Origin of the sequence: Acinetobacter sp. TR3 (genome assembly GCF_027105055.1) — a bacterium.
Lineage (GTDB): Bacteria > Pseudomonadota > Gammaproteobacteria > Pseudomonadales > Moraxellaceae > Acinetobacter.
In genome coordinates, this window is record NZ_CP114264.1 from 1,973,260 (window position 1) to 1,986,800 (window position 13,541).

General features: G+C 39.0%; 13 protein-coding genes. 8 read left to right on the forward strand and 5 right to left on the reverse strand.

Annotated elements, in window-relative coordinates:
• Positions 1–53: 53 nt before the first annotated feature.
• The 5 genes from iscU to fdx all read left to right on the forward strand — a co-directional run bounded on the left by iscU (position 54) and on the right by fdx (position 3,645).
• Entirely contained in the window at positions 54–443 is a 390-nt protein-coding gene (gene iscU / locus O1449_RS09320) for a Fe-S cluster assembly scaffold IscU (protein ID WP_269238141.1), read from the forward strand.
• A gap of 25 nt (positions 444–468) precedes the next feature.
• Positions 469–789 carry an iron-sulfur cluster assembly protein IscA gene (iscA, locus tag O1449_RS09325; protein WP_004661460.1) on the forward strand — a complete coding sequence of 107 codons (321 nt, stop codon included), beginning with the start codon at positions 469–471 and terminating at the stop codon, positions 787–789.
• A gap of 83 nt (positions 790–872) precedes the next feature.
• Positions 873–1,391, forward strand: a complete 519-nt coding sequence (hscB, locus tag O1449_RS09330) for a Fe-S protein assembly co-chaperone HscB (protein ID WP_004661458.1) — start codon at positions 873–875, stop codon at positions 1,389–1,391.
• 38 nt (positions 1,392–1,429) lie between these two features.
• A complete protein-coding gene (hscA, locus tag O1449_RS09335) occupies positions 1,430–3,289 on the forward strand; it encodes a Fe-S protein assembly chaperone HscA (RefSeq protein WP_269238142.1) in 1,860 nt (619 codons plus the stop codon).
• A gap of 17 nt (positions 3,290–3,306) precedes the next feature.
• A complete protein-coding gene (gene fdx, locus O1449_RS09340; RefSeq protein ID WP_004661453.1) occupies positions 3,307–3,645 on the forward strand; it encodes an ISC system 2Fe-2S type ferredoxin in 339 nt (112 codons plus the stop codon).
• 52 nt (positions 3,646–3,697) lie between these two features.
• On the opposite strand, the gene O1449_RS09345 is transcribed toward fdx, so the two are convergent.
• The 4 genes from O1449_RS09345 to mfd all read right to left on the reverse strand — a co-directional run bounded on the left by O1449_RS09345 (position 3,698) and on the right by mfd (position 10,082).
• A complete protein-coding gene (locus O1449_RS09345; protein WP_269238143.1) occupies positions 3,698–4,468 on the reverse strand; it encodes a hypothetical protein in 771 nt (256 codons plus the stop codon).
• A gap of 33 nt (positions 4,469–4,501) precedes the next feature.
• Positions 4,502–5,938: an adenylate/guanylate cyclase domain-containing protein gene (locus tag O1449_RS09350; protein WP_269238144.1), complete on the reverse strand. Its 1,437-nt coding sequence runs from the start codon at positions 5,936–5,938 to the stop codon at positions 4,502–4,504.
• Positions 5,939–5,989: 51 nt separating this feature from the next.
• Positions 5,990–6,424 carry an HIT domain-containing protein gene (locus tag O1449_RS09355; protein WP_018678066.1) on the reverse strand — a complete coding sequence of 145 codons (435 nt, stop codon included), beginning with the start codon at positions 6,422–6,424 and terminating at the stop codon, positions 5,990–5,992.
• Between the two features lie 196 nt (positions 6,425–6,620).
• Complete coding sequence (mfd, locus tag O1449_RS09360; protein WP_269238145.1) at positions 6,621–10,082, reverse strand: transcription-repair coupling factor; 3,462 nt, start codon at positions 10,080–10,082, stop codon at positions 6,621–6,623.
• 241 nt (positions 10,083–10,323) lie between these two features.
• Here mfd and O1449_RS09365 point away from each other — a divergent pair, with 241 nt between their 5' ends.
• Positions 10,324–10,890: a DUF4291 domain-containing protein gene (locus O1449_RS09365; protein WP_269238146.1), complete on the forward strand. Its 567-nt coding sequence runs from the start codon at positions 10,324–10,326 to the stop codon at positions 10,888–10,890.
• Between the two features lie 81 nt (positions 10,891–10,971).
• Here O1449_RS09365 and aceI read toward each other — a convergent pair whose 3' ends face one another.
• On the reverse strand, positions 10,972–11,400 hold the full coding sequence (gene aceI, locus O1449_RS09370; protein ID WP_269238147.1) for a chlorhexidine efflux PACE transporter AceI: 429 nt from the start codon (positions 11,398–11,400) through the stop codon (positions 10,972–10,974).
• Between the two features lie 87 nt (positions 11,401–11,487).
• Here aceI and O1449_RS09375 point away from each other — a divergent pair, with 87 nt between their 5' ends.
• Together O1449_RS09375 and tal are read left to right on the forward strand one after the other, a co-directional pair.
• On the forward strand, positions 11,488–12,381 hold the full coding sequence (locus O1449_RS09375) for a LysR family transcriptional regulator (RefSeq protein ID WP_269238148.1): 894 nt from the start codon (positions 11,488–11,490) through the stop codon (positions 12,379–12,381).
• 107 nt (positions 12,382–12,488) lie between these two features.
• Positions 12,489–13,478: a transaldolase gene (tal, locus tag O1449_RS09380; RefSeq protein ID WP_269238149.1), complete on the forward strand. Its 990-nt coding sequence runs from the start codon at positions 12,489–12,491 to the stop codon at positions 13,476–13,478.
• Positions 13,479–13,541 lie beyond the last annotated feature (63 nt).

Below are 13,541 nucleotides of genomic sequence, written 5' to 3' on the forward strand. Positions count from 1 at the left end.
TGTTTTAACCCTCATATTAATATTAGGCTGACCCCGAGGTTTGGAGAAGCGAAATGGCTTATAGCGAAAAGGTAATTGATCATTACGAAAACCCTCGTAATGTTGGTGTATTAGACAAAAATGCAGAAAACGTAGGTACAGGTATGGTCGGTGCACCTGCTTGTGGTGATGTAATGCGTTTACAAATCCAAGTTGATGACAATGGCGTAATTGAAGAAGCTCGCTTCAAAACTTACGGTTGTGGTTCTGCAATTGCATCAAGTTCGCTTGTCACCGAATGGTTAAAAGGCAAGACACTTGATGAAGCTCAATCAATCAAAAACATTGATATTGCAACCGAGCTTGCACTTCCACCAGTAAAAGTACACTGTTCTGTATTGGCTGAAGATGCAATTAAAGCTGCGATTGAAGACTATCGTGGTAAGAAAGCGAAAGCTGTGTAATTACTGAAAAATTATTGGAGTTTTCATGATCCATTTAACTGAAAATGCTGCGACTCACATCAGCAATTACCTGCAAAATCGCGGTAAGGGTGAAGGCATTCGTATTGGTGTGAAAACTTCGGGTTGTTCTGGATTGGCTTATGTACTTGAGTTTGTCGATGATATCGACACACATGACCAAGTATTTGAACAACTCGGCGTTAAAGTCTTCGTTGACCCTAAAAGCTTGGTTTATCTCAATGGTTTAGAGATGGATTATGTTAAAAATGGTCTCAATGAAGGCTTTGAGTTTAACAATCCAAATCAAAAAGGTGAATGTGGTTGCGGTGAATCATTTACCGTCTAACTAGCAACACCCTCTTTCTTTTCGTCAAAACAGTGTGTTCCGCACTGTTTTAACGTATTTATTAATAGCGGAATTCATCTCCCATGAATCATTTTGAGTTGTTCCAATTACCAGAAGCACTCGATATAGATTTAGCAGCTTTAAAAAAACAATTTTTAAGTTTGCAACAGCAATATCATCCCGATAAAGCCACTGACAAAGATCAAGCATTGATCAAGTCGAGTGAAATCAATCAAGCGTATAAAGTGCTCTCACAAGTTGATAGTCGTGCGGCGTATTTACTTGGCTTAAAAAAACAAGATCATCACTTGGATCAGTCCATTAGCGATTTTGAATTTTTACAATCTGCACTCGAAATGCGTGAACAGCTTGATGAGGCCACCTCTACCGAGCAACTTAGTACCTTAAAAGTTGAAGTTCAGCAATGGATTGACGGTTTAGTTCGTGAATTTAAAATCGATTTTGCTGAAGAAGATTGGGCTGAGGCTCGTGATACTGTTCGTAAACTACGTTTTTTTCAACGTGTAATGAATGATATTGATAAAGCTGAAGATCGTATGTTGGACGAAGAAGATAGCTTCGATCTCGATGATGATTTTTAATCCGCTGTTACCAAATATTTTCAAGGGATACCTCACGCATGGCACTTTTGCAAATTGCTGAACCAGGTCAATCTACTGCTCCGCATCAACATCGTATTGCGATCGGCATTGACTTAGGGACAACCCACTCTTTAGTGGCGACAGTGCTATCGGGAAAACCGAAAGTTCTACAAGATGACAAAGATCGTGTATTACTGCCGTCGATTGTTCATTACGCAAAAGATTCAACGACGTTTGGTTATGAAGCCAAGCCGTTTATGATGACTGATCCCAAAAATACTGTTGTTTCAGTGAAACGCTTTATGGGTCGCTCACAAGCAGATATCAAGTTTCAACACCCATACACACTTGTTGGCGCAGAAAATGAAATGCCGGCATTTGAAACTGCTGCTGGTCGTAAAACACCTGTTGAAATTTCGGCTGAAATCCTAAAACAATTGAAAGATCGTGCAGAAGCTAGTCTAAATAACCCTGTAAATGGTGCAGTGATTACTGTTCCTGCTTATTTTGATGAAGCACAGCGTCAAGCGACACGTGATGCAGCGCAACTTGCAGGCTTAAATGTTCTACGTCTATTGAATGAACCAACTGCCGCAGCCGTTGCTTATGGACTAGATCAAGAAACCAACCTCAGCACAGATCGTAACTACGTGATTTACGACCTAGGTGGCGGTACATTTGACGTTTCTATTTTACGTTTCTCACAAGGTGTTTTTGAAGTTCTTGCGACTGGTGGACATACCGCGCTTGGTGGTGATGACCTTGATCGTTTAATCGTAAAATGGGCAAAAAAACAGCTTAATATCGAAACTTTAAGCGATGAAGAATATGCTGTTTTTGTTGTCGCTGCACGTCAAGCCAAAGAATATTTAACTGACCATGACACTGCTGAATTAACGTTATTGGATGATCGTCTCACTTTAGACCGTCCAACATTTGAATCAATTATTCAAGTTGCACTCGATAAAACCATGAGTGTATGTAAACGTGTACTGCGTGATGCTAAACTTGAACTCGATGAAATCGAACATGTGGTTTTAGTAGGTGGTTCAACACGTTCATATGCCGTACAAAAAGCTGTACGCGAATTATTTGAACGTGAACCACTCTGTACGATCAATCCTGATGAAGTCGTTGCAATTGGCGCATCTATTACCGCCAACCAGCTCATTGGCAACAGTCAAGATGGTTCATTATTACTTGATGTCACGCCACTTTCTCTTGGTCTAGAAACCATGGGAGGATTGGTTGAACGGTTGATTTCAAGAAATACCGCAATTCCAGTCGCACGCCGTCAAGAATTCACCACTTATCAAGATGGCCAAACAGCGATGTTGATTCATGTGGTACAAGGTGAACGTGATTTAGTCGAGCATTGTCGTTCATTGGGTCGCTTTGTTTTACATGGCATCCCACCAATGACTGCTGGTCAAGCACGCATTGAAGTGACATTTCAAGTTGATGCGGATGGCTTACTGACAGTATCTGCGAAAGAAACAACTTCTGGTGTTCAAGCGCAAATTGATATCAAACCATCTTATGGTCTATCTGCAGCGGATACTGAACGCCTCTTGATTGAAGGTTTCCAACATGCGGAAGAAGACAAACAATTGCGCCATCTCCAAGAAACAAAAGTGGAAGCACAACGTGAGTTAGAAGCTTTAGAACAAGCGTTAAAAGCAGATACCGATTTACTCTCTCAGCAACAGGCCCGCGACTTAATTCTTGCTGCTGAAGCGTTAAAAGCTCGTCTGAAGACCGATGAGCTTGCGGCGATTGAACATGCTGTTCAAAAACTTAAAATTCACAGCGATGCGTTTGCAGCACTTCGTATGAATCGACATATTGACCATGCCTTAAAAGGTACAAAACTTGAAGATTGGTCAAACTCAAACTAAAGGTATAGGTGATCAATATGCCACGTATTAAAGTTCTTCCTCATGCACTCATTTGCCCTGAAGGTGCAGAATTTGAAGTCGAACAAAACGCCAATTTATGCCAAAGCTTATTGAAACAAGGCATTAAAATTGAACATGCTTGCGACATGTCTGCGGCATGTACAACTTGCCACGTGATTGTTCGTAAAGGTTTTGACAGCCTTGAGGAAATGAATGACGTTGAAGCTGACTTGCTTGACCGCGCATGGGGCTTAGAGCCAGACTCGCGCCTGTCATGTCAAGTTGAGATCGTTGATGAAGATTTAGAAATTGAAATTCCGAAATATACGATTAATCATGCTTCGGAAAATCACTAAGCTTTATCCATAAAAAAACTCCTCTTTATTAGAGGAGTTTTTTTATCCAAGTTTATTGATCAACATCACAATCATCAAAATATTGCCAAATAGACTCCACATGATCTCTATAAGCACCTTTATCTATAGGTAGATCATATAATATTTGCAAATCTGGATTATATTTGAGTAATTGTGCCATATTGGTCAATTGAATATTCTGCTCAAAATCCAAACTATTTTCAGAAAAATCATGTGCATCCACATGACAATACATTTGCCAGTCTCCGCCTGCGTGAGATACCCAACGTATTGGCAATTTTCCATCAATAACACAAGAACAGGCAATAACCCCTAAATATTGTGGGAATGCTTTGTATGCTTGCGGATTAAAATCTCTGGTGAAAGGCGTCGCATCCATCACTTCCTGATAGCCTGTAAATGCAATTCCACGTTTTGCAAAGAAATTTTCAATATCACCATCTTGACGTTTTGCATTATTCAACCAAATCACTTGCCACTCAGTTAAACGTTCTCCACGATCAGCAGTAAATACGCCTGTTTGAGGCTCGTTAATCCAACAGCTTTGACGTATCAAAACCAAAGGATGTTCCGCTCCAGCTGTTTCTTCGGAAAACTGTTGGGCATCTTCATAACTGGAAAATGCACAATAATAATCTTGCCCCTCATATTCATCTAGCGCACCACGTTCTGGGTGACACCAAACTCGATATTCAAGAACATCATCATAAAAATAACCCGCACCTGACTTTACTAAAGCAGGATACTCACCCACCATGCTCTCATCAATAGCCAATGGATACTGTGAAACGAATGCAGACATTATTTCAACTCTATCAATAATTATTGGATATTTTTATCTTACTTCATCATCCAAAGTCAGTTTTGGAATACCCTGAGCATTGGTAATTTTTTGTTGTGTTTTGATACGCTGAACCATATTCTCCAAAATTTCAACCAATTCTGGATATTCATAATTCTGCACTTCCTCTAAGTTCAAAACTAGATGGAAGCCTTTATAATCAAAATCAAACCATTTTTGTGTATCGGATTTCTTACCTGTGAATTTTTCCATTACCTGCCAAGTTTTAACAGGTCCTTGAATCCCTTTTAAATAAATTGGCACTTTCGGTACGCACAAAAACTCACCTTTGATCAGTTGGTGAGTGTCATCAGCAATTAAGATTTCATCAACTTCAGCAGCAGACTGCAAACGTGCTGCTAAATTTACATCACGACCAACAATGGTATAAGCCATACGATGTGAAGCCCCGTAGTTGCCTACGTGACAATAACCCGTACTAATACCCATTCGAATGTGCAACGCTGGATAGCCCATTTTCTTCCAACGCTCACGTAACAATTTCATTTGCTGACGCATTGCGATCGCCATTTCTACACAAGACTTCGCATCTTGTTCAACACCCTGAGAATTTGGATCACCGAAGAAGATGAGAATCGCATCGCCCATAAACTTATCAACGGTTGCTTCATACTGTTTTGCTATTTCAGTCATATGACTTAAATAATCATTAAGTAAAAAAGCTAAATCATCAGGAATAAGGCTTTCTGAAAGCTCAGTAAACCCTTGAATATCAGAGAAGAAAATAGTTAATTTTTTACGTTTATATTCAATTTTAGCTTCAGCTTCCCCACGCATGATCGACTGCCATAACTGTAATGGTGCATAACGACTGAGCTGATTTGCAAAGGCAATATAACGTGTCATTTGGTTATGATAGTGCTGACGTTGTTGTCCTAAAATATTGATTCTTCTATGTTGATAATAGTTACCAATCACAATAAACATCATTAAACCAAATAGGCTAACAACTGTTAGTTCTGGATTGGTCGGTTCAAAATATTCCTCTGCACCAAAGATAAAAAAAGTACAGAAGTAAAAAGAAAGAATACCTATTAACCCAATTAAACATGATGCAGGTAAAGTAATTTTATTATTTAAACCGACATACAGCAAAGCAAATAAAATGGTAAATGTAGGAACTAAACTTAAATGTAAACCCGCCAAAACAATCGCAACAATAATGGATTCACATCCAAAAAGTACATTTTTTTCAGTATTCTTATCAAATTTGTACTGCAGCGATTTTTCTAATTTGGGGCAAATAAGAAAATGGATCAATAAAAAAGGAAGGATATAAAGCTGATAGTTAGCACTGGGAGAGGTAAACGTATAAATTACCAGAATAAGCGACAATATCGAATATCCCATCAAACGATGAAAATAAGCGAACTGTCTAGGTTCTTTATCTATTAACCTGTCTAGTGACACCCTACCCTCCTTCCTTGTTATAGAAGACTGTTTTTTATTCTATTTTCTAAATCAGTCCATACGCCAGTCAAACGGCATATCGCCTTGACCACGTAATGCAAGCATTAATGTCTGACGCATATGTGCAAGTACATCATTGCTATAAGGTACGGCTGGCGTTCCCCAAACTGGTTTAGGCCATGCAACATCATTTTGATAACGAACAACATGATGGAAATGCAGTTGTGGCACAACGTTACCGAGTGCTGCAACATTCATTTTGTCTGCACGGAATACGCGTGCCAATTGGCTAGATAACCAGCTTGATTCACGTAAGAACTGTTCCTGATCAGCTTGGCTAAGCTCATATAACTCGGTGATTCCTGGTACACGTGGTATAAGAATCAACCATGGAAATTGCATATCATTCATTAAACGACATGTTGAAAGCGGAAAGTCGCCTACAAAAAATGTATCTTGAGCAAGTTGTGGATGCAAACTAAACATATCTTTATAAATGATGCATAATAATGATGATCAATACTATCACATCAGTTTTGATGTGAATATTATTAGTCGCCTGTTTGATTACAAATAACAATGATTTTCCTTATTTATTACATCGACATCCGACAAAAAGCAAATTCTTTGCTTAAAGGGAATCCAAGCTGTTCAATTCGTCAGCAAAAAATATACTTTTCAACTAACTATGCAGCTCATTTAGCAATTTATTTAACAAATCAACAATAAACTGAATCCGCTTATCGTACTCAGCCAATTGCACTGTGACCTTCAAACGCTGTCCTCCTTCCATACGATAATAGGTTGGATTTTTTTGCATTAACTGAATAATGCTGATCGCTTGTACAGGAGTATCTGGTGAAAAGTCGATATAGCCACCATTAGTGTTCACATCAATTTTGGTAATCCCGAGTTGTTCTGCTCTCAAACGTAATTGATGTACGCTAAACAATTGTTTGACCGACTGTGGTGGAATGCCAAAGCGATCAATGAGTTCCATCCGAATATTATCAAGCTTCTCTTGTGTATCCGTATTACTAATGCGCTTATAGAACAACAAACGCTGATGCACATCACCCAAATAATCATCTGGAATCAATGCTGGCATATGTAGGTTAATTTCAGCAGTTAATGACAAAGGTGCATCAAAGTTTGGCGTTTTGCCTTTTTGGATGGCTTTGGTCGCTTTCTCTAACATTTCCATATACAAGCTATAACCAATTGCTTGCATCGAACCACTTTGCTGCTCACCAAGTAATTCACCCGCACCCCGAATCTCCAAGTCTTCAGTTGCAAGCATGAATCCTGCGCCCAGTGTTGAAGCACGTTGAATAGCATCAAGACGCTTTTCTGCATCGCCTTTGAGATGTTTTAGCGATGGAACGAGTAAATAAGCATACGCTTGGTGATGTGAACGACCGACTCGACCACGTAATTGATGTAGTTGTGCTAAGCCCAACTTGTCGGCTCTTTCAATGATAATCGTATTGGCATTCGGTACATCAATACCCGTTTCGATAATGGTTGAACATACAAGAACATTATATTCTTTGTGATAGAACTGCTGCATGACCTGCTCAAGTTCACGTTCACGCATTTGTCCATGCGCAACTGCAACACGTGCCTCTGGGACTAACGTGCGAATCGTTTCGGCAGCACGTTCAATCGTATCAACCTCATTATGTAATAAGTAGACCTGACCACCACGTAACAACTCACGCAGAATCGCTTCTTTAATTGAGTCATCCGTATGTTCTTGAACAAAAGTTTTGACAGCTAAACGGCGGGCGGGCGGCGTTGCAATAATCGAAAGATCTCGCATCCCAGAGAATGCCATATTCAGAGTTCGTGGAATTGGCGTCGCCGTTAGCGTCAGCATATCCACATCGGCACGTAAGGCTTTAATCCGTTCTTTATCACGAACACCAAAACGATGTTCCTCATCAACAATCATTAATCCAAGATTCTTGAATTGAATGTTTTCTTGCAGGATTTTATGTGTTCCCACCACAATATCAACTTTGCCTTCAGCTAAGTCTTCAATCGTTTTCAGATGTGTTTTATTGCTACCAAAACGAGACAGCACTTCAATACGCACCGCTGTATCAGCAAAACGATCTTTAAAGGACTCATAATGCTGCTGTGCCAATAGCGTAGTAGGAACTAATACCGCAACTTGCTTGTTGTTTTGGACTGCAACAAAAGCTGCTCGCATCGCCACTTCGGTTTTACCAAAACCAACATCACCACAGACCAAACGATCCATTGGTTTGGCAAGTTGCATATCATGGAGGGTTGCTTCAATCGCATTGGCTTGGTCTAAAGTCTCTTCATAGGCAAAGCCACTAGAGAATTGCATATATCCCGTATGGTCCAATTCAAAGGCAAAACCCGGTTTCGATTGACGGCGTGCCTGAATATGTAACAACTCAGCCGCAACATCATGGATTTGCTCTAAAGCTTTCCGCTTGGCTTTACTCCATGTATCTGTACCTAATTTATGCAAAGGCGCTAAGTCTGGATCGCCACCACTATAACGACTGATCAGGTGTAAATTGGTGACAGGCACATAAACTTTTGCACCATCCGCATAATCGAGCTGTAAAAACTCATGATCCTGTTGATCAATTTCTAAGGTAATTAAGCCTGCATAACGCCCAACACCATGATCGATATGTACTACAGGCGCACCAATACTGAGTTCAGTTAAACTCCGAACAAGAAATTCTTCAGAAACTTCTTGCTGACGCTTACGACGTCGTTGCACTACCCGATGTTCATAGAGTTGATTTTCAGAAATGACTGAGAGTTGATTGCTTAGCACGAGTCCGCGATCTAATGGCGCGCTTGTGATTGCAACTTGTAATTTGTCTTTCTGGAATTGGACAAAACTTTCAACTGTTGTGATTTCACCTAGAACTGAACGCAATGCATCTTTTAAAGTCTCACGCCGACCTGCACTTTCCGCGACCAATAACACAGGATGTTTAACTTGGTCGATATAATGTTTGACTGCTTCAAATGGTTGTTCTTTTTTAGGATCAACTGCAAGCTTAGGCGGTTGTTCTGCTGAAAGATTCAGAACCCCAGCTTTTTCATCAAATACTTCAGCAGAAGCCAAAATTCTTGGAAATTGATTTAATGCCTGTAACACATGATTTGGCATTAAAAAAAGCTCTTCAGGTGGAAGAATTGGTTGGTCGATGTTATGACGGCGATCTTCATAACGACGAACCACTTCTTTCCAAAAATTGATTAATTCGTCTTCAACTTCGTTATTTGTAATGACAACGCAATTCTTTGGTAAGTATGTCATAAGCATACTTTGCGCTTCCATCACCTTTTTCTCAAAGAATAAAGGTAAATAGAACTCTAATCCCGGTGTTGCAATTCCTTCAAGTACATCTTGATAAATTGGGTTTTTCTTAGGATTCGCAGTTGGAAAACTTTCTGCGTAACGATCTCTAAAGGTAGAACGTCCCTCTTTTAAAGGAAATTCTTTTGCTGGTAAAACGGTGAAGTTTTTTAAAGATTCAGTGGTTCTTTGCGTTTCTGGATCAAAAAATTTTAAGCTTTCAATTTCATCATCAAATAAATCAATTCGAATCGGTTGATCTTGTCCAGATGCATAAATGTCCATGATACTACCACGAACAGCAAACTCCCCATGATCATAAACAGTATCGACCAAACGATAACCTGCCTGCACCAGTTGCTTTTTCTGCACTTCCAAATTAAGTCGTTGTCCAACTTTAATATCAAAGTGTTCACCCACCACCCATGAATATGGTGCAACACGTTGAGCCAAAGTACTTGCAGAAACCAGCAGAATACCCTTTTGTGGCATATTCGATAAAATCGCCAAACGTTCAGACACAATATCTTGATGCGGAGACAAACGATCGTAAGGCAAGATTTCCCAATCAGGAAAAATCGTTGGTTTTATCCCGTAAAATTCGAGTTCACTTTCGAGCTGAGCAAGATGCTGATTATTTCTCGCAACAATCACATATAGATTTGAACTTTGCGTGGCAATTTCTTTGAATAATAATGCTGCTGACGATCCAAGTAAGGAACCAATCCAGCGTTTTTCGCCTGCTTTGAATTGTTTTAAGTTTAATTGAGAAATTTCTTGTTGAAACATAGAGAAAATCATGTAATCGAAAAGACAATGCGCTTAGTTTAGCATGGAGTTTTTTACTTGAAGAATAAATTCGACTGATCACCCAAACGATTTAAGTTTACTTAGGCTATTTTATTCCCTATCCTATCAACATCATTTAACGTGAATAAACCAATTGGTTACTCAATAAGATTTGACTTATAAACCATATATTTAAAATTATTTTTTCAATAAAACTAAGAGAGAAATTTAATCCACACCCATGATAACCAATATTCCCACCCAGCAAATCCGAGCTGTTTATAACGATCAGACGATTCGTGTTTATCAAGCTTATTCTGATGCTATTGCAAATGCCGCCCTTCTTAATCAAACGTTTGTTTCACCACCATTTAAAATGGAAAGAATGACATGGATTAAACCCTCATTCCTTTGGATGATGTATCGTGCTGGCTGGGGATTTAAAGATGATGGGCAAAATCGCATTTTAGCTATAGACATCACCCTTGAAGGTTTTGAATGGGCATTGGCACATAGCTGCCTCAGTCATCGTGATCCGTCATTAAGCGAAGAAAAATGGCAACAACGCAAAGATCATTCACCTGTACGAATTCAATGGGATCCTGAACGTGATCTATTATTACAACCACTTGAGCATAGAGCGATACAAATCGGACTGAGTAAAGAAGCTGTTCAACGCTATGTCAATCAATGGATTGTTTCGATTACAGACATTACACCACTTGCACATCAGATTCATGGATTAATCCAACAAAATAAAATGCAAGCAGCAAGTCTGCTACTGCCAAAAGAAACGGTTTATATTTGATAAAATAAGCTACGGAATAATCTTTAACAGACCCTATTCCGTAGCTTAAATTTTCTTGAGATTTATAAATCTCACTCTTGTTTAAGATGCAAATTTTACATTCGGGAAAAACCGCTCTTCGATCAAGTCATAACCCCATTGGAAGATAAAGGTATATACCAAAATACACATCGTTAAACCAAAATCTAAAATTAATGCATCAATAAAACTCATCTTCATCATATAGGCAATAATTGGAATGGTCACAAGCATCAAACCACCCTCAAAGCCAACCGCATGTAAAATACGCACAGGAATCGTTCGTTTCCATTGATGTTTATGTTCAATTTTTTCAAAATAATGGTTAAAAATCATGTTCCAAATCACCGAAATGACAGCCATGATTACACCTAAAACACCTGTTACTTCGAGTGGCATACTAAAAATAAAACTTAACGCAATTGCGATGATGACCAATAAGATCACTTCATAGCTAATTGCATGAATGAGTCTTCTTCTGGAAATCAACATTTTATAACACTCTTTTGTTTGGATATGCACCATTTTATTTTTATAATTTTGATTAATCCAATTAGGTTCTTTCAGTTTTTTTGACAGATGAATATTAATCAAGAACAACTTCTGATGTTTCAAACTGTCATTGAGACAGGCTCATTTTCGGCGGCCGCGCGGAAACTCGGCAAAGTCCCTTCGGCAGTGAGCATGTCAATTGCCAACTTAGAAATTGATCTCAATCTCAATTTATTTGAGCGACTTGGACGTGAGCCGAAACCAACTTCTGCGGCAATGGTTTTATATGAGAAAACCCAACAGCTTTTGATTGAAATCAATCAATGGAAACAGCACGCTCATGCGCTCAGCACTGGGCTAGAGTCAACCTTAAACATTGTCGTGGTCTCTGAATTACTGCATACCAATTGGACAGATTACATTACGTTGCTTGAACAACATTTTCCGAATCTGACGATTAATATTTTTTCTGCTCCTCAAGAAGATGCTTTACAGATGTTGCTCGATCAATCTGCACAACTTGCACTCATGTTTGAACGAGAACAATTAGATAGTCGTGAACAATTTGTTGAATTAAAACGAGAAGCTCTTGTTCCAGTGATTGCTCAAGGTCATGCTTTAGCTCAATTTGAGCAAATTTCCTTTGAGCAAATGGTGCAGACGCGCCAAATCGTGGTGGCTAGCCGTAACCATAGCATCAAGCCAGAACTACTATTTTCTAAAGATTATTGGCGCACAGATAATCATCATTCTGCGTGTATGATGATTATTCGGAATTTAGGTTGGGGAGTTTTACCCTTAGAAATGTTTAATGAGAATCCCGAACTAAAGAAAAAACTAAAAGTTTTGGAACTTTATGATTTCACCCCAAAGTTTGAATACTACGTCGATCTAGTCTGGAGTCGAGAAAGCGAGTTAGGTATTGCTGCTAGATTTTTGATTGAACACATTCGACAACTACGTCAGCAACCGAGAAAATAGAGTAAATCACTCAAGTTTAAATGTATTGAAAGCGATGCTTTGCTTTCCTGTAGATTGTGCTATAAAGAAGTTATCCATAATTTTGTTTAAGTAAGAACGCTATATCAATGACTCAGACTGCATTACACCAATTAAAAAATTTAACAACCGTTGTTGCCGATAGTAGTGATCTAGAAGCGATTGAAAAATTTCGTCCATTAGATGCAACAACCAATCCATCACTCATTACAGCAGCGGCTGAACAACCTGAAAGTAAACAACTGATTGAAGATGCTTATACACAAGCAAAACAAGAAGGCTATCAAAGTGATGAACTGATTGAACGCACCATTGATATTTTGACAGTGAAGTTTGGTGTTGAAATTTTAAAATTGATTGATGGGCGTGTTTCAACTGAAGTCGATGCTTCTCTTTCTTATGATACTGATGCGACGATTGCCAAAGCGCGTGAACTTTCTAAACTTTACCAAGGCTATGGTATTGAGCAATCTCGTATCTTAATCAAGATCGCGTCAACGTGGGAAGGTATTCAAGCAGCTAAAGTTTTAGAGGCTGAAGGGATTCCATGTAACTTAACATTATTATTTGGTTTGCATCAGGCTCAAGCTTGTGCAGATGCAAAAGTTACCCTGATCTCTCCTTTTGTCGGTCGTATTTTAGACTGGTATAAAAAAGCGGAAGGCGTTGAGCAATATCCAATCGAAAACGATCCAGGTGTTCTTTCAGTCAAGAAAATTTATAACTATTACAAACAACACGGCATTGCGACACAGGTCATGGGAGCAAGTTTCCGTAGCACAGCACAAGTCCTTGGTTTAGCAGGTTGTGACTTACTCACAATTGCACCAAATCTATTGGCTCAACTTGAACAAGATCAACAGGTTGTTGAAGCTCAACTTAGCCCAACTTCGGCGCAACAAGCTGAGAAAATTGAACGTACAGCTCAAACCAAAGAAAGTTTTAAAGCTGAACTTGAGCAAGATTTAATGGCTTTCCAATTACTACAAGGTGGTATTGATGGCTTTATCAAAGCACGAAATCAACTCAGTACATTGCTGCGTCAGTCTTTTGGTATTGATGCCGAGATCCAAGCATAATTAGTTTATTTTTCACCTATAAAAACCGATTTTTGTTATATTAATGAAAATCGGTTTTTTAAT